Origin of the sequence: Sedimenticola hydrogenitrophicus (genome assembly GCF_025175675.1) — a bacterium.
In the GTDB taxonomy this organism is placed as follows: domain Bacteria; phylum Pseudomonadota; class Gammaproteobacteria; order Chromatiales; family Chromatiaceae; genus Sedimenticola; species Sedimenticola hydrogenitrophicus.
This window is the reverse complement of sequence record NZ_JANIOA010000006.1, coordinates 1-23,508: the sequence shown is the minus strand read 5'-3', so window position 1 is coordinate 23,508 and position 23,508 is coordinate 1. Positions and strand designations below refer to the sequence as shown.

Genomic DNA, 23,508 nt, shown 5'->3' with positions numbered 1-23,508 from the left:
GGTTTACAGGGTCACACCAGCGGCCGGTTCAATCCTCCGCCATCGAATCGATATAGGTGCGTATGGCCCACAGCCCTTCCTGGGGAATGGTGCCAGAAAATTTCGGCATATACACCTTGCCATCGCGCACGGCACCGTTGATGACCCGCTCCTTGAACCAGTCGTCGCCATCAAAATCCTCTTCCAGATAGCGCAGGTCGGGAGCAATGCCGCCCGAGATCACTTCCAGGCCGTGGCAGCGGGCACAATTCTGGTTGTAGGCGGATTTTCCGATCTCGATGGCCACCGGCTTCAGTTCACCATCCTCGCGAAACGGGTTGGTATCTACCCACTCATCCCCCAACTGCGGCAATCCGGCGGTGTCCACCGCCTGAGGCGTGACATCCCCATGGGCAAAAAGCTGTGATGGCAGGCCAAGCGACAGGGTCAGTCCAATGATAAAAAGCGGACGATAGGTAAGCATTAGCGGTCTCCTCCTATGGCAGGCATCGATCCCGCCATAGCACACGATTTAAGTCTCACCCTGGGGGTGTGAATGTTGTTTGGTAATGTCGCTGACAACCCGGATCATCATCTCGTCCTGCTTCCTGTGTTGCTCCCTGTGTAGCTCAGGGGAAGTGGGGGAAGTGAAGTGGCATCCCGGGTCATCCAGCGCTGGATCGGTCAGTTTCAACCGGAACCCGACATCGCGGATTCAGGATATTTATAAACCATGCCGAGAGCCGCGACTCTTCAACTTTGGTTGAATCGGCGGCGGCCGGTCGGCGACACTGACGCACCCGTCAATGGCGAGCGATACGGTTCGTTTCACTCACCACATCCAGCCCTGTTGGCATTGAGAGGAGCTTAAACCCGTAGGTTGGGTGAGGTACGAACCCCAACATCATGGCGCACACGCATGCAACCCCGTTGGGGTTCGCAGGCTCACCCCAACCTACGAACTTTGGTTGAATCGGCCCGCGACGTAGGATGCCGGTGAGCTTGCGAACCGCATCATTCGCGGTAAGGCGTTGATGCGGTTCGTACCTCACCGGCATCCTACCCGGGCATCGTGGTTTTTAGCTTGGTAGGGTGGGCCCGCTTTTTGTGCCCACGCGGAAGGTGCAGCACGGGGCAAAAAGGTGGGCACAGACCAAGTGCCCACCCTACGCGACTGACAATATGCACTTCGGATATTAACGGTTTGACTCCACCCCCACCGGACCGGCGAGGGGGAGTTCAGGGAGCAGCAGCGGGTAGAATTACCGCTGTGCGCAGGCGAGGTAGGCATCCATGATCAGGTGCGGATTTTTCTTCAGCCGCTCCTTCCACGGACCCAGCGCAACCCGGCCTTCAATCAGCCCGCGGATGACACCGACATGGTTGGTGCGGCCGACGCATTGCGCGCCGACCAAACGCTCACCATCGAATTCCAGGCGCATATACCGATAGCCCTGCTGATCCTGCAGGACCGCCTGATCACCCCCCGGTACGCCGTCCCACTCACCAAACGAGACCGAGACGAGGCCCAGCGTATCCAGCACGTTCATCTGCATGGATCCCCGGTAGGGGGTTGGTATTCCCGCCATGTTGAGTGCCGCGATCCGGCCATGATCCGTCGCCGTCGGCTGGATGGCGTGTACCACCCGGTCGCCGTTTTCAAAATCCGGACCCTGGGCGACATCCCCCACGGCATAGATGTGTGGATCGCTGGTGCGCAGGAATTCATTGACCAGAATCCCCTGGTCCACCGCCAAGCCGGCATCCTGCAGATAGTCGAGGTTTGACTTCACCCCGGCGGCGACCACCACCAGGTGGGCCGGTATCTGCTGTCCGTTATCCAAATCGACCAGCAGGGTATCCTCGCTGTTGCCCGAATTGGGCTCCACCCGGGTGATCCGGGTCGAGGTATGCACAGCCACGCCTCGCTCCTGGCACCAGTGTTTGAGCAGGGTACCCGCCACCGGGTCGAGCATGCGCGGCACCATGCGGTCCCCCATCTCCACCACGGTCAGGTTGACGCCACGCAGGGCCAGCGCCTCGAGGATGATACAGCCGATGAAGCCGGCCCCCATCAGCACCACGTTGGCGCCTTCATGGGCCAGTTCGATAATGTGACGGGCATCCTTCAGGGTCCAGCAGTGGTGCACCCGTTTCTGATCCAGTCCGGGAACCGGCGGACGGATTGGCAGGGCCCCGGTAGCCAGACAGAGCTGTTCATATTGAACCCCGCCGCCATCGCTCAGGGCGACCCGCCTGGCCGCTGCATCGATGCCGGTGACCCGGGCATTCCGCAACTGGATATCGAGGGCCTGATAATGGTTCTCCTGTTGCCGCAGGTGGGTACCCGTCTCCCCCACCTTACCGACCAGCAGATAGGGAATCGCCATACGCGAATACGGGGGTTCCGGCTCGTCACCCAGCAGCAGAATGGAACCTTCCGGATCGTTCCGGCGCAGATTCTCGACCACCGACACACCGGCCGGTCCGGCGCCGACGACCACATAGCGATAGACGGCATCCGCTGCGACGGAACCGGTATCGGTGACCTCTTGTGCCTGACCCTTGTTGTTGCCAAACACTCGCTTCAGTAAGCCAATCAATTTTCGGTCTCCTCTATGATGAGAGAATTATGCGCGAATTCGTCCCCATACCTCCAAGTGATGCGGTACGCAGGCCCACCGCATCCCACATCCGAAAGCGATTTGGGCACTGGGCCGGATCTCGCCATCGGGGGTAAGGGCTCTCGCAAGAATAATTTCGTAGTACCGAGGGCGTCACTGGGTCACGCCGACAAGGCACGCTTTGCAGGCAATGGCCGCTCCCTTGCCAAAAAGCGTAACGCCGGCGGCGGGGTCCAGTGGCGACCGAATACCGGAACTTATTCTTGCGTGAGCCCTAAGATGCGGCGAGTCACGAACCGCATCAATCGGGTTGTTGGCGGCGCCAGACCGGTTACCGGCATTGAGTTTGAATACTCACAGGCCGTGCGATCCGACGCCGCGGTTACACCAGACTCAGGCCAGGCCGAGACGCCCCAGGGTGTCACCCGTCGGCACGCCTTCCGCAGTCCAGCCACGCAGCTGATAATATTCCGGCAGCATCTTGCCCAGCTCATTCACCTTGCCCTTGGCCGGCCCGGTCTTGGCCGCATCCTTGAGGATACGCTTGGGCAGGGTGTCGTCCGCACCTGTGAAACCGGCCGCCAGGTTGAACTGACGCTCCATATTCCAGATCCGCTCACCCATTTCGAGCATCGACTCAACGGTCCAGTCACCCTCACAGGCACCGTTCACCTGAGGCGCGATATCCTCCATGCTCCAGGCAAAAGTGGTGAAGATGCACAGCCCGCTGGCATCCACCGCGGCGGTCGCATCCTGGAATGCCTTCACCAGCCCGGCCTTGCCGGTGGTCTCCAGCGGATCGGTTTTTTCCGGAATGCCCAGCACCTCGGAAGCCACGGTATAGGAGCGCAGATGGCAGGCGCCACGGTTCGAGGTGGCATAGGTCAGACCCATACCCTGAATACCGCGACTGTCATAGGCCGGGAACTCCTGTCCCTTGACACCCATGTGCAGGTCGCTACGGCCATATTTCTCGCACAGCCGCTTCGAACCCAGCCCGATTTCACGCCCGAAACCTTCGCCCTTCGCCGTCAGCTCAGCGATCTGCACCAGCGCCTCGGCATTGCCGAAACGCAGTTCGATACCGCCGGTCTCCTTGGTGGTGATGGCACCGGCCTCGAACATCTCCATGGCCGCCGAGATGGTCGTGCCCAGGGTGATCGGGTCCATGCCCTGCTCATTGCAGATAAAGTTGGCAAAGGTGATGGCTTCGAGATCGTTGACCCCGGTATTGGCACCCAGGGCCCAGGCGTTCTCGTATTCCAGGCCACCCGACGCCACCTGATACTGCGGGCGATCCTTGACCGTGAAGTGTGAACGCTCAATCTTGGAGACCCGCTGACAGGCGATGGTACAGCCGAAGCAGGCGGCATTGGTAACCAGGTTCTTGGTACCGTCCTTGCGCACCGCGTGCATCGCTTCACCGGAGATGTCGTTGGCCCGGGCGAACTGCACATCCTGGTGATTATTGGTCGGCAGGGCGCCGATTTCGTTAATCACATTCATCAGTACCTGGGTACCGTAGGTGGGCAGCCCCACGCCGGTCACCGGATTGCCGGCCAGGACCGCTTTACCCGCCTTGACCGCCTCCAGGAACTGCTCCACGTTATCCACCTTCACACCCAGGTTGCCGCGAATCGCCACCGCCTTCAGGTTCTTCGAACCCATCACGGTGCCGACGCCGGAGCGTCCGGCGGCGCGGTCCATGTCATTGACGATACAGGCGAACTTGCAACCCTGTTCACCCGCCTTGCCGATGGAGGCGACGCGGATCAGCGGATCCTGATGTTTCGTCTTGATACCCTCTTCGGTATCCCAGACCGACTGGCCCCAGAATTCCGCGGCATCGATCAGTTGCGCCTGCTCGTTTTGCAGCAGCAGATAGACCGGCTTCGGGGATTTGCCCTCGAAGATGATCATGTCCCAACCGGCGTTCTTCATCTCGTTGCCGAAGAATCCGCCCGAATTGGAGCAGGCGATCGCGCCGGTCAGTTCGCCCTTGGTGGTGACGGTATAGCGTCCGGCGGTGGAGGCCGAGGTGCCGGTCAACGGACCGGTGGCCATGATCAGCTTGTTCTCCGGCGCGAGCGGGTCGACCTTGGGGTCGATCTCCTCCACCAGGTACTTCGCGGCAAGTCCGCGTGAGCCAAGGAACTGGTGCGCCCATTCCATATTGAGCGCTTCGGTGGTGCAGGTGCCGGCCGTCAGGTTGACACGCAGAAGCTTTCTTGCCCATCCCATAAAATTAACTCCCGATTGCTGTGGTTATGCGGTGGCCGATGCGCCAGTGTCTGTCTTGGCTGCCCAGGCACGCATCTTCTCGAACCCGGTCGCTTCCGCATCGATAAACTGAATGGCCCCTGTAGGACAGGCCTTGGCGCAGGCCGGATCGCCGCCGCAGAGATCGCATTTCGCCACCTTGCCGCTCTCCGGAACGTAATTGATGGTGCCGAAAGGACAGGCAATGGTGCACACCTTGCACCCCACGCAGGCCGACGCCAGCACCTCCTTTGCCCCGGTCCGCGCATTGATATCGATCGCACCGGTGGGACAGGCCCGCTGGCACCAGGCCTCGGCACACTGGGTACAGGTATAGGGTACAAAGCGTCCCTCATCGTGAAACTTGAATACTCTGATCCGAGATTTGCTGGGGCTGAAAATACCCTCGTGTTCCATCGAACAGGCGATTTCACACTGGGTACAGCCGGTGCATTTCTCGGGAATGATGTGCAGCGATTTTTGCATTATCTCCTCCCCGGAAGTTTAACCATCGCCAGCCGCGCATCGACTGATGCCGCTGGGTTCAAGGCGTAAAATGGTGAATAAAATCCACTCCTAGGCGAGTGTACCCAGGCATTCAAATCTCACAATTGAACTAAAGGCTTATGCTTTCCAAGACATAACGTTACTGCCGTAGAACAGCCCCACGATGCGCCGACCCGCAATGGCTCGAGAAGCAGGCCGCCCGCCAAACCTCGACCAAAGTCGAATACTCCCAATTGACAGTGATCAAGTCACAATCCGCCATCCGCGCTGAAAATAGGCGCTCCCTGATTCATACCGATTTATCGAGGCAAGAGAGTTGACACTGCTTGGACACAATTCGGCCGACCTGACGGTCAGCATCAAAGTACGCGCCTTCAATTCCATGACCCGGTTCTGCGATCCGGAGCGGCTGGAGCGCGAAATCAGTTATCCAGTCGGGGCCACCATCGGCGACATCGTCAGGGACTTCAATATCCCGCTCGCCGAGCTGTTCCTGATCCTGGTCAACGGCCGCGATGTGGCCCCGGGATGCGTGGGCGACATACGCTTGGCCCATCAGCTCGAAGACGGCGATGTCATCGCCCTCTCCGGCCCGGTGCCCTACAGTTTCGGTTACGGTGCCCCGGTGGTTTGAGCGCCGCCGCGAGCCCTTAGGGTTCGCGCAAGAATAATTCCGTAGTACCGAGGGCGTTCCTGGGCCACGCTGGCAAGGCACGCTTTGCAGGCAATGGCCGCTCCCTTGCCAAAAAGCGTAACGCCGCCAGCGGGGTCCAGGGGCGTCCGAATACAGGAACTTATTCTTGCGCGAGCCCTTAGACTTAGGTTGAATGGAGCGTCCCCTGCCGATCGGCTAGCTTCGATTCCCTATGGATGTCATGTCGGGGGGGATGAACGTTGCTACGTCTGCTGGGTGCCTTACTGTTATGGGGAGCGTTTTTCGGCTGCTCGTCGGCAAGCCCAACCTCCCTGACCGCCGACCAGCTCTCCCGCTTTGTGGTCCCGCCGCTGGCACTCGGGTCAAAGGATGCGCAACTGCCCGTCTGGCAGTTGCTGAACAGCGGTGGAGCCCTGGCCGGCTATATTTTCGAATCCCGGGAGCTGGCCCCGATTCCGGGCTTTTCCGGTACCCCGATGAATCTGCTGGTCAGCATCGACACCGACGGCAACTTCCTCGACATCAAGGTCCTGGACCAGAATGAACCGGTCTTTGTCAGTGGCCTGGGGCCGCGCCCTTTCCATGAGTTTGTCTACCAGTATCGCGGCAAGTCCCTGGCCGACAACATCCAGGTGCTGCCCGCCGGGGCCAGCAAGCCGGCCGACGCGGCCGCCGGCGCCAACAGCTATATCGACGGCGTCACCAAGGCCACCGCCTCGGTGCGGATCGCCAATGAAACCATTCTCGCCGCGGCGCTGAGCGTCGCCCGGGAGAAACTCGCCCATATCGCACCCAAACCGGCCGGCCATCCCCGCCAGGATCTGTTCGAGCCGATGAGCTGGGCGCAGCTGGCGGACAGCAGTCTGATGGAGCACCTGCGGATCGGCAACCGGGATCTGCAGCAGGCCTTTGCCGCTACCCCGTTTGCCGATGACGACAGTGAAGCCACCGGGGATCCGGATGGGCTCTATCTGGATCTGTGGATTGCCGACCTGAATCTGCCGAGCGTGGCGGGCAATATTCTGGACCCGGCAGCCCTCGCCACCCTGAGGCGGCAATTGGAGCCGTCCGAAGAGCCGATACTGGTACTGGCCAACGGCCGGCACCGGCTGGTGGCGGAGGATTTTGTGCGCAACTCGGCGCCGGACCGCATGTCCATCCGCCAGCAGGGCTTTCCCATCAGCCTGCGGGATGCCGATGCCGAAATGGCATTTTTGCCCGGGGTGCTGGCGTTCGACCAGGCGATGATCCTGCGGGTCGATACCCGTTTCGGTTTTGATCCCGCCTCCCGCTGGGATTTCATTATCAAGGTGCTGCGCCAGCACGGCTCATTCCGGCCGACCATCGGCAGCCGGGACTTTGCGCTCACCTACAACCCGGACCCGCGCTACTTCATCCAGCCAGCGCCGGACACGGGACAACAGCCGGCCTGGCTGGCGTCCTGGCGCGACAAGGCATGGGACCTGCTGCTGCTGACGCTGTTCCTCGGCCTGCTGAGCTACCTCCTCTTCAATCACCGGCGCAGCGTCACCGGCCCGCAGCGTCTCGCTATGCTGCGCCCGCTGTTGCTGCTGATCACCCTCTTCTTCGTCGGCTGGTGGGAGCAGGGCCAGCTCAGCATCGTCACCCTGATCGGCCTGGTACGGGCGATCTTCCAGACGCACAATTTTGCCTTCCTGCTGTATGACCCGATTTCGCTGCTGCTATGGATCTTCACCCTGATCACGCTGGTCATCTGGGGCCGGGGTACCTTCTGCGGCTGGCTCTGCCCGTTCGGTGCCCTGCAGGAGTTCGCCCACACCCTGGGCCAAAAACTGGGGGTCAGGGAGCTGCGGCTGTCGGCGGCGGTGACGGAAAAACTGGGCTGGATCAAGTTCGTCATTCTGGCGGCACTGCTCGGCAGCCTGCTCTTCTCCGCCTCGCTGGGTGACCGGCTGGTCGAGGTGGAGCCGTTCAAGACGGCCATCACCCTGAGCTTCCAGCGCGCCTGGCCCTACGTGCTCTATGCCCTTGCCTGCATCCTGGTCTCGATGGTCATCTTCAAGGGTTACTGCCGCTTTCTCTGCCCCCTGGGGGCCGCCCTGGTCCTCGGCGGCCGGTTACGGCGCTGGGACTGGCTGGTGCGGCGCCGCGAGTGCGGCACCCCCTGCAAACTCTGCGCGGTCACCTGCCGCTACGAGGCCATCGAACGCCACAGCGGCGCGATCCGCTACGATGACTGCTTCCAGTGTCTGGAGTGCGTGGAGATCCATGACGACGCCACGCGCTGCGTGCCGCTGGTGCAGCTCAACCGCCAGCGGGTGCGCTCACCTAATGCCGGCGAGACATCTATAACTTAATGACATAGTAACGTAGGGTGGATAAGCGATAGCGCATCCACCAATGCTGTGGTGAGGAGTGGTACAGGGATGTACCGTTTACGGACCTGAGGATGGCATGCGCCTACCGGCTTATCCACCCTACGAGACCACGGTGCTTGCCGGCAATGTAGGATGCCGGTGAGGCACGAACCGCATCAATTTGTACCGTATTTGATGCGGTTCGCGAGCTCACCAGCATCCTACCCCGGCATTGGGGTTTGTAGCTCGCGCAGCCTGCATCAAAAGGGACTGGGCGCTCGGCCCTCGGCAAAAAATGCCTGGGCCCGTTGCGCCAGCCCGCCGGCCGACGCCTCGAACAGCGCCCGCCCCTGTTCCGGGGTGGCCAGGTCGGGCCAGGAGCCGATCCGGCCATCCGGGTATTTCGCGCGGAAATCGTCCGCCCCCTGCACCTCGCCCTGCAGTGGCCCGGGCGGCGGCAGGGACCCGGCCTGGATCAGATCCTGCCGAAGATACTGGATCACCGCGATCTCGCTCGGCGTGGCGTGGCGCCCCTCCCGGTCGCCGTAGTACTGTTTGCGCAGACCCACCACCGCCGTCACCTCGTACCAGTTGGTCAGGGTGCAGCGTAACGCAAGCCCGGCTCCCTCGCCCCGCTGTTCGGCGTGGATCTCACTGAAGGCCGCCTTGAGGGTGGCGATATTGCCGCCGTGGCCGTTGATAAAAAAGAACTGGCGAAACCCGTGCTGGGCCAGGGAGTGGATATAATCCCGCACCAGGGCGATCAGGGTGGCGGGGCGGAGCGACAGGGTTCCCGGAAAGGCCATGTGATGTTCGGCGGCCCCGATACTGATCACCGGACCGACCAGCAGGTCCGCGCGCCGCCCCGTCTCCCGCGCGATCGCCTCGGCCACCATGGCGTCGGTGCCGATGACACCGCTGGGGCCGTGCTGTTCAGTGGAGCCGATCGGAATGATCACGCCGTCACTGCGCTGTCGGTAGGCCTCGACTTCCGGCCAGGTTAGATCATGAAGCTGCATGCTCACTCCTCTCCCACGGGGATATACCCCGATGCGTTGTACGCTGGTACCGGGTTCTCGGGAAGAACCACGGATGGACACGGATACACACGGATGCGTGCGAATAATAAACCCAAGTTTCGGAGTTCAAAAGGCATCGTTCAGGGCGGGCTACCCCCTTTCCGGGACCGTCGGAGGCAGGGATGCCGACGCCGAGCGTACAGGGACGTATTCACAGCGTGTCCCGGAAAGGGGGTGGCCCGCCCAGCGTCTGGAACTGAACCCCGAAACTAGGGTAATAAAGATGAAAACTATCTGTGTCCATCTGTGTCAGTCCGTGGTTCAAATAAACAAATCCTCGCCACACAAGGGCGACAGCGTCTTAGTAGTGGGTTAGCTGCGAGCGGGCAACATGAAAGACTTTGTATTCCCCAGACGCCGCAACCGCTCGGCAAGCCGCGGATGGGAATGATAGACCAGGCTGAACCAGGGGTCCGAATCTTCCGCCGCACCGTTGTGGCGGGTCAGCTTGACCAGGGCGCAGGCCAGGGCATCCGCGTAGCCGCAGGCCCCGGCGAAGGCATCGGCCTGGTGTTCAAAACCGCGGATCATGCAGGAGAACAGCGGCTTGACTAGCAGGGCCGCGTTCGGGGTCAGCAGCCAGAGCAGGGCCAGCCCCGTACCCGGCGCCAGTTCCGCCGTCCCGGCGGCCAGGCTGAACAGGCCGATCCATAAAGTCGAGACCAGCAACGAACAGAACTGAAAGAGCGGCATGTGCCGGGCCCGCAGATGGCCGGCCTCATGGCCTACCACCGCCGCAATCTCCCCGGTGTCAAGGATCCCGCTGAGGGTATCCAGCAGCACCACCCGCCGCGATCCGGCCGTCCCGGTGACATGGGCATTGCCATGCGATGAACGGCGCGAGCCATCCATCACCAGCAGCGGCCCCAGGTCAATACCGGCCTGCCGCCCGATCGCCCCCACCCGGCACACCAGGTCCGGGTCATCGACCGGGCGGTAGCGGTTGAACAGGGGTGCTATCAACGCCGGATAGAGCCAGGAGCGTACCCAGACAAAACCACCCCAGAGCAGCGCCAGCGACCACCAGCCCGCCGGCCAGCCCGCCTCCAGCAGGCGCGTGGCACCAGCCGCCAGGCCGCTGCCGACGATCAACAGCAGGCCGGCCTTGACCAGCGTGTCGCGGAAAAACCCGCCGAGGCGCTGCCGGGAATAGCCGAAACGGCGTTCGACGCACCAGACACGCAGCAGGGTGATGGCCCGCTGCACGGCCGCCAGCAACAGCAGCACCGAGAGCAGCAGGGCCCACTGGAGCGCCCAGCCGGAGAGACCGGCCGCCAGCCACAGCCGCTGCAGCAGCTCCAGCCCGGCCGCCAGCATCAGCAGCACAAACAGCGCTTCGAATACCAGTCCCAGCGCCGCGAACCGCAGCCGCTGGCGGCTGTAGTCGCTGCTCCGAGCCCCGGCCTGTGCCGATTGTCGTTGTTGATAGCGGAGCTCCCGCCCGTGCAGCCAGAGCTGCAGCAGCAGGCCCGTGATGACCAGGGCAGCCAACAGCGACGGGGTCATCAGGCAGTCTCCCCTTGTAGATCGGTATGTAGATCGGGGTGTTGATCGGGGGGTGAACCGGGGCGTGGATCAGGCTGTGGATCGGGATGCAGTTGTTCCAGCCACCGCCCGGGAAGGGCCGGACCCTGCCCGAGTACCGCACTGAACAGCTGTACCGCCGCCGCCCCGGCCCGTAGCCGGCCGGCCACCTGGGCCGCATCGGCAATCCCCCCCACCGAAATCAGCGCCATCTCCCCGATCAGATCCTTGACCTGGCGCAGGCACTGGCAGACCGCCGCCTCCGGCTGACCCGGGGCCGCCACCAGCAGGACCCCGTCCAGACCGGCGCGCCGGCACGACAGCAGCGCCTGCTGCTGATGCCGCGACACCTGGGGCGCCAGCGCCACCTTGATCGCCAGCGGCACCCGCCCGCCCCCGTTGCGGTGGTATTGGTCGCGCGCCTCGACGGCCCGGGTCAGCAGCGACTCCAGCCAGACGGGATCGGCCGCCCAGCCGCGGCGGGCGAAAGGTGAGCTCAGGTTGAGCACCAGATAATCCGCCACCGGCAGCAGGCGACGCAGGCAGTGCAGGTAGTCGTCGATCATCCGCTCGGCGCTGGCACCCGTGGCGGGACGGATATTCACCCCTCGCGGCATGGCCTGTCCCGGTGACCGGCGCCGGCCCAGCCGGCGCACGCTGGCCGCCAGCGACTGCGGGGTCACCGACCCCACTTCGCTGAAACCGTACCCGGCCCGACTGGCGCCGCGTAACAGGCGGCCACTGCGGTCGATACCGGCCGCCAGGCCGATCGGGTTGGCGATGTCGAGCCCCATCAGCCGGGTGGCATGCGGGTGCTCCCGTAAGGCGTGGCGGGGCGCTTCCGGCAGGTCCCCCAGGCCCAGGAGCCAGAGCCGCAACGCCGCCCGCAACAGCCGCCAGTTGCGCGCGTAGAACCGCGCACGGCCGGTCCAGGCGCGACGCCCACGCTCAGGTAACGCCGGCATGACGCAGGGCAAAATCCCGCATGAAGCTCACCAGTGCCGCCACCGCCGCCTCGCTCACGGCGTTGTACAGGCTCGCGCGCAGCCCGGTCGCGGTCGCGTGTCCTTTCAGATTGTGCAGTCGCCGTTCCCGGGCCTCGGCGAGAAACGCCCGTTCCAGCTGCGGCGTGGGCAGTTCGAAGCAGACGTTGACCGGCGAGCGCGCGGCTTCGGCCGCCCGGCAGTGGTAAAAACCGCTCTCATCGATGGTCCGGTAGAGCCATCCGGCATGGCGGCGATTACGTACCGCCATCTCGCCGAGGCCGCCCTCGGCCTGAATCCATTTGAACACCAGCCCGGCCATATAGATGGCCCAGACCGGTGGTGTGTTGACCCGGGAGTTGCTTGCCGCCAGCAACTCGTAGTTGAACACCGTGGGGGTGATGGGCAGGGCCCGTCCCAGCAGCGCCTGTTTGATGATCACCACCGTCAGGCCGGCAATGCCGGCATTCTTCTGCGCCGACGCATAGACCAGGCCGAAGCGGCGGATATCCAGCGGCGCCATCAGGAAGTCCGAGGTGATGTCGGCCACCAGCGGTACCCGGCCGGTCTCCGGCAGTTCGCGGAACTGCACCCCGCTGGCGGTCTCGTTGGTGGTGATATGGCAGTAGGCCGCGGCGGGGTCGAGCGACCAGGCCGACCAGTCCGGGATAGCGGTATAGCCGCTGCTCGCGCCGTCGGCGGCGATATTCACCCGGCAGTAGCGCTTCGCCTCGTTGGCCGCCCGCTGGGACCAGTGGCCGGTCACCGCATAGTCCGCGCGCTCGCGGCCGCGCAGCAGGTTCATCGGTAGCAGGGAGAACTGCCCGTAGGCGCCGCCCTGCAGAAACAACACATGATAATCGGCCGGGATATCCAGCAGGTTGCGCAGGGTCGCCACCGCCTCGTCATGGATGCGGGCAAACGCCTCTCCGGTAAACGGGATCTCCATCACCGACTGACCGCTGCCGGCCTGGCGTTCAAGTGCTTCCCGGGCCTCCGCCAGTACCGCCTCGGGAAGTACCGAGGGTCCGGCGGAGAAACTGTAACCGGTCATCGCCACCGGCCCATCAGATGAACAGCGCCGCGCCGTGGGAACCGGCGATCATGAAGAACAGGGCGGAGAAGGAGAGGATGGTGTTGCTACGGGAAGAGAGGAAGGTGATCCGCGAGCAGCGGACCCGCTCGGCATGGCTGGCCGGGACGAAACCGATCACCTTTTTCTGGTGCGGCCAGAGCACCAGCCAGAGATTCAGGGCCATGGCAATGCCGACCCAGACGCCGATACCCAGTACCGCCAGCCCACCCTGCAGGGTCAGCACATCGAGCAGGATGCCGCGGTGCCAGAGCATGAAGAACCCGCTGCCGAGTACCACCAGCGAGGTGTAGCGGAAAATCCCGTGTTCGCGCTGCAGGGCCGCCTCGAACTGCTTGCCCAGCACCTCCAGCGGTGCCTCGGGGCTGGCCGGCCGGTAGCTCGGGTTGACCACCACGTTGGCATAGTTGTGGCCGATCCAGACCAGGATCCCCAACAGATGCAGCCAACGGGCCGCCACGTCGAGCAGTTCGAGGGTCATTATCGGCTCACCCTCCCACCAGCCACAGGGCCACCAGGGAGAGCAGCCCCACCAGCGCCAGACCGGCGGACAGCGTCCCGCCGAGGGTTTCGTGGGGCAGTCTCATGGACGGATCAACCGCATCTTGCCGTTGATCGCCCCGCGCGAGCGCATCACCAGCGGCATCTGCGGTCCGCTGGTGATGCGTGCCGCCGCCACCGCGGACTGAATGATGTCGAAGTGCCGGGATTTGGAACAGGCCGGGTCGGTATTGGTGGCGTCACCGGTGAGCAGGTAGGCTTGGCAGCGACAACCGCCGAAGTCCTTCTCCTTCTCGTCACAGTCGACGCAGGGCTTTTTCATCCAGGCGTCGCCGCGATACATTTCGAAGGCCGGCGACTCGCGCCAGATCCACCCCAGGTCGTTATCCCGGACATTGGGGAAATCCACCCCCTCCATTACCTGCGCCTCCTGACAGGGCAGCGCCGAGCCGTCCGGGGCGATGGTCAGGTGAATCGCACCCCAACCGTTCATGCACGCCTTGGGGCGACCGTCGAAATAGTCCGGCACCACGAAGTAGATGGTCGGCTTGTTGCCGAGCCGTTTGCGCGCCTCATTGACCCGCGCCTCGGCGTATTCGATCTGCTCCCGGGTGGGCAGCAGCGCGGCACGGTTCAGCAGGGCCCAGTTGTAATACTGGATGTTGGCGAATTCGATATATTCCACCCCGGTGCGCGCCGCCATGTCGATGATGTCGTCCACCGCCTCGATGTTGTAGCGTGACAGCGGGACATTGAGCACCACCGGGAAGCCCTGCGCCTTGATCTCCTCGATCACCGCCATCTTTTCGTCGTGGGACTGCACCCCGACCATGATGTCGTTCTTCTCCCGGTTGCTGTGCTGCAGACTCAACTGGATCTGTTTCAGGCCACAGCGCTTGAGTTCGCTCAGCCGGTCCTTGCTCAGGCCCATGCCGGAGGTGATCAGATTGGTGTAGTAACCCAGCCGGTTACCCTCATCCACCAGCTCCTCCAGATCCGGCCGCAACATCGGCTCGCCGCCGGAAAATCCGAGTTGCAGGCTGCCGATCGCGCGGGCATCGCGCAAAACTTTCTTCCACTCTTCGGTGGTCAGCTCATTTTTCAGCTCATCGAAATCGAGCGGATTGTTGCACCAGGGGCACTTCAGCGGACAGCGGTAGGTGAGTTCCAATACCAGCCACAGCGGCTTGCCGTTACCATCAATCTTCAGCTTTGATCCAGCCTTTGCCACGGGCCACCTCCATAAAATTGTAGATGTCACCATCGATATCGTCAGCGCCAAACAACACTTTCAGTTCCGCGATAATCGACTCCATGGTGCGCTCCCCATCACACAGATTGAGGATGTTGCCGGCGGAATCGTTCAGTTTGATAATGCCTTCCGGATAGAGCAGCAGGTAGGCCTGCTCCTGCTCTTCCCAACGGAACAGAAACAGCGGATTGATCGCCGGCCGGTCAAGCGGATTGAAAGGGGTATTCGATAGCGTCACGAGCAACTCTCCATTCGACGGGCTTTGCGCTGACGGAGGCTGGCATCCTTGCTACTCCACACCGAAGCCGGTCATCATTAACAGCAGACCAGAACGGAGTTGGGGAGTCTTCATTGCGAAAACCCCCCAATCCATCACGGCTTAACGGGTATAAACGTAGGCCGTTACTTCGAAGCCCATACGGAGCTCACAAAAATCCGGAGTTTCCCACTTCATAACATTCTCCTCTAATTGGATTTATAAACCATCCTGGGACCCGGTGAACCTGAGGCGGTAACCCGGTTGCAGTTGGAAAAGCGCCGGTATCACCCAAGTATCAAGACTCAGGAACACTCTAGTAGCTGGTCCACAGGCGAACAATTAGCCAAAAGTCGAAGGGATGAATGCCGGTCCAACCATTCTAAACGCACATAATAACCGCTCCCCTACATCGGCGATGTACGAGAGAACCATAGGGCGGGCCGTGCCCGCCGCCGGCGCCCACGGGGCACCCTATGACTGGCCTTTGGCGTGGATGTGGACAAAGCCGCTCCCGGCCATCCCTGGTCAAAAAAACGCCGCTACATACGGGATGCAGCGGCGGGAGGACAACGCGTGATACTACGGAGGTTACTACTCGGGAACGAAGGCTCCGGGCGGGATCATGCCGGGTGCCACGTAGGCGAAATAGAGCGCATCCAGCTGCGCCCATAGTACATCGGTCTTGAAACGCAGGGCATTCAGCACCGCCTGCTGCTGCGGCACGGTCACCGCCTGCTGCCGGACGTAGGAGAGGGCGAACTCCACGTCGCGCGGCGCCTGACTCAGCCGCTCACGGAAATAGCCGACCATGGAGTCATCGACGAAGTCATAGTGCTCCAGCATACCGGCGATGCGCTCCTCGTGGATGGCCGGGGCAAACAGTTCGGTAAGCGAGGAGGCGATCCCCTCCAGCAGCGGCTTGTCGCGGACAAAATGGATATAGGCATCCACGGCATGCCGCGTGGCCGGGAGTATCCCCCGGGTGGAGGTCACGTAGTCGCGATCCAGCCCCAGGGCGCCGGTCAACCGCAGCCAGCGCTCGATGCCACCCTCATCTTCACCCAGTCCGTCGTGATCGAAATAGCGTTGCCGCCATTCGATACGCATCGACTTCTGTTCCATGTTCGCCATCAGCGAACAGTCCTTGCGCGGGATACCGCACTGGTAGTAGTAGCGGTTGAGCGCCCAGGCCTGCACTTGGCCGCGACTGCACTGCCCGGAATGGAGCAACTTATGGAACGGGTGCAGATTGTGATAACGCTCCGCGCCGATCGCCCGCAGTGCGTCTTCCAGTTGATCCGGAGTGAGTGGTGTGTTCATAGTTTGATCTCCATTCCGTCATAGCCGATCTCCCAGCCCGCCTGTTCGGCTTCGCGCCGTTGCGGACTGTCGTCGAGCAGGACCGGGTTGGTGTTGTTGATGTGGATAAATACACGGCGGCCGACAGGGATGCCGGCAAAGGCCTGGAGGCTGCCCTCCGCGCCGGACATGGACATATGGCCCATGCGTTGGCCGGTCTTGTGGCCGACGCCGGTGGTGAGCATCTCGTCATCGGTCCAGGTGGTGCCGTCGAAAAACAGCAGCTGGGCGTCACCGATGCGTGCTTGCAATGACGCCGGCAGGGCGGCGCAGCCCGGCAGGTAATAGGCCACCCGGTCGCCGCAGCTGATGCGCAGGCCCACGGTATCCTCCGCCACGGTGCCGAAGTTCTCCCCGGCCGTGGCATCCTCGAGATAGAGGGCGACTTTTCCCGGCACGGGAAAGGCGGTGACGACCAGGCCGGAGGGAGTACCGTCGGCATGGCGCAGTTCAACGGGCGCTTCAATCGGCAGGCCGATGCGTTCGACAAACTCCGGGTTGAGGATGTTGAACAGACTGTTGTCACGCAGCACACCCTGCACGCGGCGGGTGGCATAGATATTCAGTGGCTGACTCTCGCGCAGGGTGAGCAAGCCGCCGACGTGATCCACATCGGCATTGGTCAGTACCGCGCCCTGGATCGGGCTGTGCCGCTTGCCGCGGCGGGGATGCAGTGCCCGGTTGCCGGCAATCTGGTCACGCAGATCGGGGGAGGCATTGAGCAGAAACCAGTGCTCGCCATCCGCACTCACCGCCAGCGACGATTGGGTGCGGGGGGTGGCAGCCGGATCCCCGGCACGGGCGCGCTGACAGTTGCCGCAGTTGCAGTTCCATTGAGGAAAACCGCCACCGGCCGCCGAGCCAAGAACTAGAAATCGCATGTTACACCCCGTCACTCAGGAATTGATTCGTTCTAAAAATGTTAGTGAGCCGGCGCCATCCCTCACAATGCGACAAAAGTTCAATGGGATACGACAAAAGGCGAATTGCCAAGCAACACGGGCCTTGGCATTTTTAGCCACAGGTTTTTAATGGTGGGGATCCCATGACCCGTCACAACCGACTTATATCAATTCAGGAGAAGATCAATGGGTAAGATCGCGGCAATAACCGTTGCATCGGCGCTTGCGTCCGGCCTGGTGCTGTTTGCCGGCCCGGCTTCGGCTTCCGGAGAAGAATCGGCATTCCAGATATGCGCGTCCTGCCACACCACCAACCCGAGTGACGCCCCCAAATTCGGTCCGCACCTGAGCGGCGTGCTGGGACGCCAGTGTGGCAGCGTGGCGGGTTATGAGTATTCCAAGGGTTATGCCGCTGCCTGTAGCAGTTCCAACATCACCTGGACGGAAGAGGAGATCCACGCCTACCTGGACAACCCGACCAAATATCTCAAGTCGAAGGGTGGTGGCAGATCTAAAATGAGTTTTATGCTCAAGGACGAGGCGCAACGAAAGGCGGTGATCGAATTTCTCAAGAGAATCTGATCATTCCATGGCAGACGAGGCGTGCCCTTAACCCGCCTCTGTTTGTACTTGATTCCCGGCAGGAGTAGACGGCATGCGGCAATTCGGCCTGATCTGGATCCTGGCACTCCTCTGCGCCTTGCAGCCGGCCGTTGCGGCTACCCCGACCCTGCGCGCCGGGGTACTCAAGTTCGGCACGGTGAACTGGGAGCTGCAGACCATCAAGCAGCATCGCCTGGATGAGGCGGAAGGCTTCCACCTGGAGGTGACCCCCTATGCCGGCAAACTGGCCACCACCACCGCCCTGCACGGCGGCGCGGTGGATGTGATCGTCAATGACTGGCTCTGGGTCTCGCGCCAGCGCAGTGCCGGACGCGGTTACGGCTTTATTCCCTACTCGCGGATGAACGGCGCCCTCATGGTGGCGGCCGACAGCGGCATCGCCTCCCTGGCCGAGCTGCAGGGAAAAAAGGTCGGCATCGCCGGGGGACCGGTGGACAAGAGCTGGCTGCTGATCCAGGCCCTCGCCCGGCAGCAGCACCACATCGACCTGAAGCAGCGGATCGATGCGGTCTACGGCGCACCGCCGCTGCTGGCCAAGAAACTGCAAAGCGGTGAACTGGATGCGGTCATCACCTTCTGGCACTACGCCGCCCGGCTGGAGGCCGCCGGTTTCAGGCGCCTGGTCGACATCGGCGACGCCCTGGAACAGCTCGGCATGCCGCCCGACGTACCGATGGTCGGTTATGTCTTCAGCCCCGCGCTCAGCGACAACCCGGGCGACCTGGTTCAGGCCTTCGACCGGGCGGCACGCCGGGCCAAGGCGATCCTGGCCACCCAGCCCGACGCCTGGCTGACCCTCGAGCCGTTGATGAATGCCGACAGCGCGGCCAGTCTTCAAACCCTGAAAGCGGGCTACAAGGCGGGCATACCGACCCATTGGGGAGAGGTGGAACGCCGCCAGGCGGCCAACCTGTTCAGTCTGCTGGCGGAGCTGGGCGGGGAGCCACTGGTCGGTAAGGCCACCGCACTGGCCCCGGGGACCTTCATCGAGGCGGTGCGCTATTAACCCGGAATCATCAGTCGAGCGCCCGGTTGAGCCCTCAACCGAACGCGGCATCCTAGCGATGTTGAAGCTCCCAGCGTCGCTCGGCCGGCCACTGCGCCGGACCGGCCTGCAGATCGCCTCCCTGTTGCTACTGCTGGGACTCTGGATGCTGGCCACCCTGTTCACCGAGGCCGATATCCTGCCGCCCCCCTGGCAGGTGTTCCAGCGTATCGGCAGTGAACTCAGCCAGGGCGAATTGCTCTCCCACGTCCTGATCACCCTGGGTCGCGTCTTCGCCGCCTTTATCCTGGCCATGGCCATCGGCTGCGCCATCGGCCTGTTCATGGGGCTGCATAAAACGGCCGGGCGTTTTTTCGATCCCTGGCTGCTGCTCATGCTCAATCTGCCGGCCCTGGTGGTGATCATCCTCTGCTACCTGTGGATCGGCCTGAACGAGGTGGCGGCCATCCTGGCCGTGGCCATCAACAAGATCCCCAACGTCGCCGTCACTATGCGCGAGGGGGCCAAGGCACTCGACCGGGAGCTGCTGGAGATGGCACGCTGCTACCGCCTCTCCCGGAGCGTAACGCTGAAAGAGGTGATCTGGCCGCAACTGACCCCCTTCATCGCGGCGGCCGCCCGCTCCGGTCTGGCGCTGGTGTGGAAGATCGTACTGGTGGTCGAGCTGCTGGGGCGCAGCAACGGCGTCGGATTTCAGCTGCATCTCTATTTCCAGATGTTTGATGTGGCCGGAATACTGGCCTATTCACTGGCCTTTATCGTCATCATCTGGGGCATCGAATACGGCCTGATCCGCCCCTGGGAAAGTCGCGTCAACCGCTGGCGGGTGGCCTGATGCAGGTTGCCATCCGGCACAAGGCCTTCCGCCGCAAACCCGTCCTGGGGAATATCCGCTTTGCGCTGCGGCGCGGCGAGACCACCGCCCTGCTCGGCCCCTCCGGTTGCGGCAAGACTACCCTGCTGCGTATCCTCGCCGGTCTCGACACGGACTTCGCGGGCGAGGTGGACCACCAAAACGCACGGCTCGGCTTTGTGTTTCAGGAGCCGCGCCTGCTGCCGTGGCGCAGCGTCTACGACAACATCGCCCTGGTCGCGCCCGACCGGCGGGAAAAAATCCACCAACTGCTGGACGAGGTCGGCCTGCGGGAGGTCGCCGAGTTGGAGGCCTCCCGGCTCTCCCTGGGGATGGCGCGCCGGGTCTCCCTGGCCCGCGCCCTGGTAGTGGAGCCGGAAGTCCTGATCCTGGATGAGCCGTTCAACTCGCTGGACCGGGCACGCGCCGCGCAACTGCGCCTGCTGCTGCTGGACATTATCGAACGCCATGACCTCAAGGTGCTGCTGGTGACCCACGATCCCCACGAGGCGGTGCAGCTGGCCCAGCGGCTGTTCATCCTGGGTGGCCAACCGACCGAAATCCAGCAGGAGATTCCGCTTGATCTGAGCGCCGGCGAGCGCCGTGATGTTGCCCTCATCGCACTGCGGGTGAGTCAGTTGTTTGACGATTGAGGGGATTTAGCTGCAGCAGGGTCGCCCTCCCCCCTTTTTTTCTTTTTTCCCAGAGAAAAGGGTGTGGGGATACCTACACGTTGGCGCAGAGTCCCGTAGACTCCAAATAAGAAAGAAACAGGTTCCTTCCTATATTAATCTTTGGTAATGTCTTGAGTTATCGAGCGATCCCGCGCGTCAAAGCAAAAACCGAGTCCAAGTTTTTGCTGCCTACCATAGTGATCGTTATGTGCGAGGAAAATAGATGAGTCCTACAGTATTCAGAGAGAAGGGATACAGATTCTTCTTTTTCTCGCGCGAGGAATCGCGGATACACGTACATGTGGTGTCTGGCGACGGCGAAGCGAAGTTCTGGCTTGAGCCTGAATTACAGCTTGCGAACACCTATCGTTACAATCGGCAGCAATTGAAGGATATCGAGTCACTGATTGAGGGTCACTATCATGAGCTTATCAGCGCGTGGAAACACTACTTCGGCGGTTGAAGTAACCAATATCTCTAGCCACGGAATCTGGCTGTTGACTCACGACCAAGAGCTGTTCATGCCATACGATGAATTTCCGTGGTTCAAGGATCTGCCAGTAAAAGTAATTGTTAACGTTGAGGAGCCGTCGCCAGGACACTTTTATTGGCCGGAAATCGATGTCGATCTCACCCAAGAAATCATTGAGCATCCAGAGCGGTTTCCAAATAAAGCGGGATATTTGGGGGCGAAGTAAAAACGCGAAGTTGTATCAGCAAATCAACACATCAAGGATAAGGAATTACCTCCGGTGATCCAATCTATCGAGTCTGACTCCACAGGCCCTAGAGATCTGTGCAGGGGGCATCGGGTAACCGAACCTCTTACTGCGACGGCGTCTTGAGCATGACTACATCAATCTGGCAATACAGGAGCTATACGCAATCGGCACCACTACTGACGACTGTGTTTCGCAACAGCACTTGCCCCTGCTGTGCAAATAGTTCGAACCTTACCGTCTCTGATCGCGAGGATGAATCAGACGGTAGCCGCTACTCCGAATACGTCAAGGTGATGTGTTGTGATCTATGCGGCTGGTGGTTTGTATCCAGAGATACTTGGGATAGTTCGTGCGGTTCCGTGCCTGACCGCGCACTTCGAACCATCACTGCTACAGGGGCGGCACTAAGAACTTTCTCCGCAGGGCCGGATGACAGCCAGTTAGCCTTACTTGAGAGTGAAATTGAATCCCATTTGCTTGGTCACGGAACATCCGGGGCATGGGCTGCACTTGAGGACGTAACTAAGGGCGTCTTCCGCGAGTTTGGTTACGATTCGCGTGTGACGGCCAGGTCAAAGGACGGCGGGATCGATGTCATCGTGGATCATGAAGAGTTTGGTGACGTCTATGCACAGGTCAAGCACACCAAAAACAAAGTCGGTGTGCGAGTACTTCGGGAACTTATCGGTACAATGGCAATTAACGGCGCCACGAATTCATTACTTGTCACGTCATCTAGCTTTACACGTGGGGTAAAAAAGGAGCAAGTTCTCGCCGCGCAGAGGGGTTTCGCAGTGGAGCTTGTGGACGGTAGCCGCCTGCTTGCTTCACTCAATCTAACCTACCGGCGCACGCCCCCCTCACTCTCAGAAGTTTTGGGTGTCGCTAAGCCAAATGTTCAACTGATCTGGGAAGAAGTAGAGCTATGACCGCAAGACGCCCGACACGGTGGTCAACCAAGCCTGCGCGAAAGACCGCGCTGGCCGCTAAGATGGCTCAAGTAGCAATTATGGACACCCACAAATTGATAAGGAGTCATTTCTGCAACGGTCATTCGGTCGGGTAGTTCACCCATTGAGATCGCTTGGGCGAGGTTAACAGCAGGGTTGTTTGAGGTGTGTTGGCGCTATTGAATGAGAGTTCAGGGGACACAATACTTAACTCCTGCAATGAAGTATCGTGTCCCCAGAATTGTCGAAAAGGAATTTTTATCATGCGGATAATATTATTTTCGGTTCTATGGGCGGTTTCCCTGGTGTCGATGGCGGCGGGTATCCATAAATGGGTGGATCCCGATGGCGGCGTGCACTATGGGGACCGGCCGCCCTCCTCCGTGGAGGCGGAGCGGGTGACGGTGGGCCGTGTCAACGCGATAGATTCTGGTGTGGATCAGTCTGCATTGGTGGACAGGGTGGATAAGACGGTGGGTGTTAACCAACGCAAGCGCCGGATCATCCTGCTGAATGTGAAGATAGACGGGCTGAAGAGCAGGCGGGACAAGGAGATTGCCCGGTTGCGCTACTCCATGCGTTTCAGCGCCAACAACCTGGGCGGGGCGATTCGTGACCAGCAACTCGCGCAACAGATGCAGGTGGTGAATGATCGGTACCGGAGCGAGATCCAGGATGTGCAGATTGATATCAATCAGCTTCAGCGGGAGATTCGGGAGATAGGTCAGTAGCAAACAAAGAGGCGGTTATTCTCTGGAGAAAAACAACTGGAACACTCAGTTGGCCGGCAGCCATGGTGGCATTAAAAACCGGGTCTACGCGGATTAGTGTGGGTCATTTTTGGTGGATTTCAGTAACAGTGGGAGGAATGCGGCGATGATTTTCGGCTTCAGATACTCCTCATCGCGATAGCCGTAGGCCCGCCGCTGCAGGACACGGATCTTGTTGTTAAGGCCCTCAACTAAACTGAGGAATCAAGCTTATGAACAAACGAATTGTGCAGCTTGCTTTACTATTAACGTTAATCCCTGTTTCTGGTGTATGTGATATTTATAAATGCAAGAGCGAAAGCGGAATAACTGAATTTCAACCAACGCCATGCAATAATGATGCCGATGCCAGCCCAGAGTATTACACCAACTTAGATAAGAATGTTAAAAATTATATCGGACAACGACTATCTGTAAATTACGATAGTATTAATGCGCATGCAGCATTTCAGTTACTAGCGGATTTTTCAGGTAATTCGCTTAAAATGGATAGCAGCATAAGAAAAATAATTTCCATTCGCAGAGAAAATATGCCTTGGGACCAGATGCTAGAAGAAATAGCAAAAATGGCTAATCTTAATGCCTATGTATCTA

General features: G+C 61.0%; 24 protein-coding genes and 2 pseudogenes. 11 read left to right on the top strand and 15 right to left on the bottom strand.

Translation table 11 applies throughout. The annotated features are described in order from the left end of the window. Positions 1-28: 28 nt before the first annotated feature. The 4 genes from pedF to NPX02_RS04980 form a co-directional block, all read right to left on the bottom strand. Entirely contained in the window at positions 29-463 is a 435-nt protein-coding gene (gene pedF / locus NPX02_RS04995; RefSeq protein WP_260292332.1) for a cytochrome c-550 PedF, read from the bottom strand. Between the two features lie 778 nt (positions 464-1,241). Continuing rightward, positions 1,242-2,582: an NAD(P)/FAD-dependent oxidoreductase gene (locus NPX02_RS04990; protein WP_260292331.1), complete on the bottom strand. Its 1,341-nt coding sequence runs from the start codon at positions 2,580-2,582 to the stop codon at positions 1,242-1,244. A 414-nt stretch (positions 2,583-2,996) separates the two neighbouring features. Then, entirely contained in the window at positions 2,997-4,844 is a 1,848-nt protein-coding gene (locus tag NPX02_RS04985) for an aldehyde ferredoxin oxidoreductase family protein (RefSeq protein ID WP_260292330.1), read from the bottom strand. Between the two features lie 24 nt (positions 4,845-4,868). After that, positions 4,869-5,348 carry a 4Fe-4S dicluster domain-containing protein gene (locus tag NPX02_RS04980; RefSeq protein ID WP_260292329.1) on the bottom strand — a complete coding sequence of 160 codons (480 nt, stop codon included), beginning with the start codon at positions 5,346-5,348 and terminating at the stop codon, positions 4,869-4,871. Between the two features lie 337 nt (positions 5,349-5,685). Between NPX02_RS04980 and NPX02_RS04975 the strand changes: the two genes are divergently transcribed. Then, entirely contained in the window at positions 5,686-6,003 is a 318-nt protein-coding gene (locus NPX02_RS04975) for a ubiquitin family protein (protein ID WP_260292328.1), read from the top strand. Between the two features lie 260 nt (positions 6,004-6,263). After that, entirely contained in the window at positions 6,264-8,363 is a 2,100-nt protein-coding gene (locus NPX02_RS04970; RefSeq protein ID WP_260292327.1) for a 4Fe-4S binding protein, read from the top strand. 260 nt (positions 8,364-8,623) lie between these two features. Here NPX02_RS04970 and NPX02_RS04965 read toward each other — a convergent pair whose 3' ends face one another. From NPX02_RS04965 to pqqB, 10 genes are all read right to left on the bottom strand, one after another. Beyond that, a complete protein-coding gene (locus tag NPX02_RS04965; protein WP_260292326.1) occupies positions 8,624-9,382 on the bottom strand; it encodes a creatininase family protein in 759 nt (252 codons plus the stop codon). 372 nt (positions 9,383-9,754) lie between these two features. Beyond that, positions 9,755-10,948, bottom strand: a complete 1,194-nt coding sequence (locus NPX02_RS04960; RefSeq protein WP_260292324.1) for a M48 family metalloprotease — start codon at positions 10,946-10,948, stop codon at positions 9,755-9,757. Next, positions 10,948-11,931 carry a beta/alpha barrel domain-containing protein gene (locus NPX02_RS04955; RefSeq protein ID WP_260292323.1) on the bottom strand — a complete coding sequence of 328 codons (984 nt, stop codon included), beginning with the start codon at positions 11,929-11,931 and terminating at the stop codon, positions 10,948-10,950. Before NPX02_RS04955 ends, NPX02_RS04960 begins: the two co-directional genes overlap by 1 nt. Beyond that, entirely contained in the window at positions 11,915-13,003 is a 1,089-nt protein-coding gene (gene serC / locus NPX02_RS04950) for a 3-phosphoserine/phosphohydroxythreonine transaminase (protein ID WP_260292322.1), read from the bottom strand. Before serC ends, NPX02_RS04955 begins: the two co-directional genes overlap by 17 nt. Before the next feature lie 13 nt (positions 13,004-13,016). Beyond that, positions 13,017-13,523 carry a hypothetical protein gene (locus NPX02_RS04945; protein ID WP_260292320.1) on the bottom strand — a complete coding sequence of 169 codons (507 nt, stop codon included), beginning with the start codon at positions 13,521-13,523 and terminating at the stop codon, positions 13,017-13,019. Positions 13,524-13,625: 102 nt separating this feature from the next. Continuing rightward, on the bottom strand, positions 13,626-14,774 hold the full coding sequence (gene pqqE, locus NPX02_RS04940) for a pyrroloquinoline quinone biosynthesis protein PqqE (protein WP_260292318.1): 1,149 nt from the start codon (positions 14,772-14,774) through the stop codon (positions 13,626-13,628). Further along, positions 14,743-15,033 (bottom strand): pyrroloquinoline quinone biosynthesis peptide chaperone PqqD, encoded by a 291-nt coding sequence (pqqD, locus tag NPX02_RS04935; RefSeq protein WP_260292316.1) that lies wholly within the window; start codon positions 15,031-15,033, stop codon positions 14,743-14,745. The genes pqqE and pqqD overlap by 32 nt, the downstream gene beginning before the upstream one ends. A 141-nt stretch (positions 15,034-15,174) precedes the next feature. Then, complete coding sequence (pqqA, locus tag NPX02_RS21565; protein ID WP_260292450.1) at positions 15,175-15,249, bottom strand: pyrroloquinoline quinone precursor peptide PqqA; 75 nt, start codon at positions 15,247-15,249, stop codon at positions 15,175-15,177. A 396-nt stretch (positions 15,250-15,645) separates the two neighbouring features. Then, positions 15,646-16,374, bottom strand: coding sequence for a pyrroloquinoline-quinone synthase PqqC (gene pqqC, locus NPX02_RS04925; protein WP_260292314.1), 729 nt, complete (start codon positions 16,372-16,374; stop codon positions 15,646-15,648). After that, entirely contained in the window at positions 16,371-17,294 is a 924-nt protein-coding gene (gene pqqB / locus NPX02_RS04920; protein ID WP_260292313.1) for a pyrroloquinoline quinone biosynthesis protein PqqB, read from the bottom strand. The genes pqqC and pqqB overlap by 4 nt, the downstream gene beginning before the upstream one ends. Positions 17,295-17,501: 207 nt before the next feature. Here pqqB and NPX02_RS04915 point away from each other — a divergent pair, with 207 nt between their 5' ends. From NPX02_RS04915 to NPX02_RS04880, 8 genes are all read left to right on the top strand, one after another. Continuing rightward, on the top strand, positions 17,502-17,897 hold the full coding sequence (locus tag NPX02_RS04915; RefSeq protein ID WP_260292310.1) for a c-type cytochrome: 396 nt from the start codon (positions 17,502-17,504) through the stop codon (positions 17,895-17,897). 73 nt (positions 17,898-17,970) lie between these two features. Next, a complete protein-coding gene (locus tag NPX02_RS04910; protein ID WP_260292308.1) occupies positions 17,971-18,945 on the top strand; it encodes an ABC transporter substrate-binding protein in 975 nt (324 codons plus the stop codon). 58 nt (positions 18,946-19,003) lie between these two features. Next, positions 19,004-19,780 carry an ABC transporter permease gene (locus tag NPX02_RS04905; RefSeq protein WP_260292307.1) on the top strand — a complete coding sequence of 259 codons (777 nt, stop codon included), beginning with the start codon at positions 19,004-19,006 and terminating at the stop codon, positions 19,778-19,780. Beyond that, positions 19,780-20,451 carry an ABC transporter ATP-binding protein gene (locus NPX02_RS04900; protein ID WP_260292306.1) on the top strand — a complete coding sequence of 224 codons (672 nt, stop codon included), beginning with the start codon at positions 19,780-19,782 and terminating at the stop codon, positions 20,449-20,451. Before NPX02_RS04905 ends, NPX02_RS04900 begins: the two co-directional genes overlap by 1 nt. 244 nt (positions 20,452-20,695) lie before the next feature. Beyond that, positions 20,696-20,935: a DUF4160 domain-containing protein gene (locus NPX02_RS04895; protein ID WP_260292305.1), complete on the top strand. Its 240-nt coding sequence runs from the start codon at positions 20,696-20,698 to the stop codon at positions 20,933-20,935. Then, positions 20,895-21,170: a DUF2442 domain-containing protein gene (locus tag NPX02_RS04890; RefSeq protein WP_260292303.1), complete on the top strand. Its 276-nt coding sequence runs from the start codon at positions 20,895-20,897 to the stop codon at positions 21,168-21,170. Before NPX02_RS04895 ends, NPX02_RS04890 begins: the two co-directional genes overlap by 41 nt. A 149-nt stretch (positions 21,171-21,319) precedes the next feature. Then, the gene (locus NPX02_RS04885; RefSeq protein ID WP_260292302.1) at positions 21,320-22,123 is read left to right on the top strand and encodes a restriction endonuclease; all 804 of its coding nucleotides are present in this window, start codon (positions 21,320-21,322) and stop codon (positions 22,121-22,123) included. A gap of 284 nt (positions 22,124-22,407) precedes the next feature. Further along, positions 22,408-22,875 (top strand): DUF4124 domain-containing protein, encoded by a 468-nt coding sequence (locus NPX02_RS04880; protein WP_260292300.1) that lies wholly within the window; start codon positions 22,408-22,410, stop codon positions 22,873-22,875. A 93-nt stretch (positions 22,876-22,968) separates the two neighbouring features. Here NPX02_RS04880 and NPX02_RS04875 read toward each other — a convergent pair. Then, positions 22,969-23,112: pseudogene (locus tag NPX02_RS04875) on the bottom strand (transposase); the annotation flags it as partial. A gap of 14 nt (positions 23,113-23,126) precedes the next feature. Here NPX02_RS04875 and NPX02_RS04870 point away from each other — a divergent pair. After that, positions 23,127-23,508 (top strand): annotated as a pseudogene (locus NPX02_RS04870) (hypothetical protein); the annotation flags it as partial.

Excerpts from the sequence above, each read along its gene's own strand:
- NPX02_RS04965 (WP_260292326.1), bottom strand. The coding sequence starts at position 9,382 with ATGCAGCTTCATGATCTAACCTGGCCGGAAGTCGAGGCCTACCGACAG.
- NPX02_RS04980 (WP_260292329.1), bottom strand. The coding sequence starts at position 5,348 with ATGCAAAAATCGCTGCACATCATTCCCGAGAAATGCACCGGCTGTACC.
- NPX02_RS04880 (WP_260292300.1), top strand. The coding sequence starts at position 22,408 with ATGCGGATAATATTATTTTCGGTTCTATGGGCGGTTTCCCTGGTGTCG.
- NPX02_RS04905 (WP_260292307.1), top strand. The coding sequence starts at position 19,004 with ATGTTGAAGCTCCCAGCGTCGCTCGGCCGGCCACTGCGCCGGACCGGC.
- NPX02_RS04910 (WP_260292308.1), top strand. The coding sequence starts at position 17,971 with ATGCGGCAATTCGGCCTGATCTGGATCCTGGCACTCCTCTGCGCCTTG.
- NPX02_RS04985 (WP_260292330.1), bottom strand. The coding sequence starts at position 4,844 with ATGGGATGGGCAAGAAAGCTTCTGCGTGTCAACCTGACGGCCGGCACC.
- NPX02_RS04890 (WP_260292303.1), top strand. The coding sequence starts at position 20,895 with ATGAGCTTATCAGCGCGTGGAAACACTACTTCGGCGGTTGAAGTAACC.
- pqqB (WP_260292313.1), bottom strand. The coding sequence starts at position 17,294 with ATGCGATTTCTAGTTCTTGGCTCGGCGGCCGGTGGCGGTTTTCCTCAA.
- pedF (WP_260292332.1), bottom strand. The coding sequence starts at position 463 with ATGCTTACCTATCGTCCGCTTTTTATCATTGGACTGACCCTGTCGCTT.
- NPX02_RS04915 (WP_260292310.1), top strand. The coding sequence starts at position 17,502 with ATGGGTAAGATCGCGGCAATAACCGTTGCATCGGCGCTTGCGTCCGGC.
- NPX02_RS04885 (WP_260292302.1), top strand. The coding sequence starts at position 21,320 with ATGACTACATCAATCTGGCAATACAGGAGCTATACGCAATCGGCACCA.
- NPX02_RS04960 (WP_260292324.1), bottom strand. The coding sequence starts at position 10,948 with ATGACCCCGTCGCTGTTGGCTGCCCTGGTCATCACGGGCCTGCTGCTG.
- serC (WP_260292322.1), bottom strand. The coding sequence starts at position 13,003 with ATGACCGGTTACAGTTTCTCCGCCGGACCCTCGGTACTTCCCGAGGCG.
- NPX02_RS04955 (WP_260292323.1), bottom strand. The coding sequence starts at position 11,931 with ATGCCGGCGTTACCTGAGCGTGGGCGTCGCGCCTGGACCGGCCGTGCG.
- NPX02_RS04900 (WP_260292306.1), top strand. The coding sequence starts at position 19,780 with ATGCAGGTTGCCATCCGGCACAAGGCCTTCCGCCGCAAACCCGTCCTG.
- NPX02_RS04895 (WP_260292305.1), top strand. The coding sequence starts at position 20,696 with ATGAGTCCTACAGTATTCAGAGAGAAGGGATACAGATTCTTCTTTTTC.
- pqqC (WP_260292314.1), bottom strand. The coding sequence starts at position 16,374 with ATGAACACACCACTCACTCCGGATCAACTGGAAGACGCACTGCGGGCG.
- NPX02_RS04945 (WP_260292320.1), bottom strand. The coding sequence starts at position 13,523 with ATGACCCTCGAACTGCTCGACGTGGCGGCCCGTTGGCTGCATCTGTTG.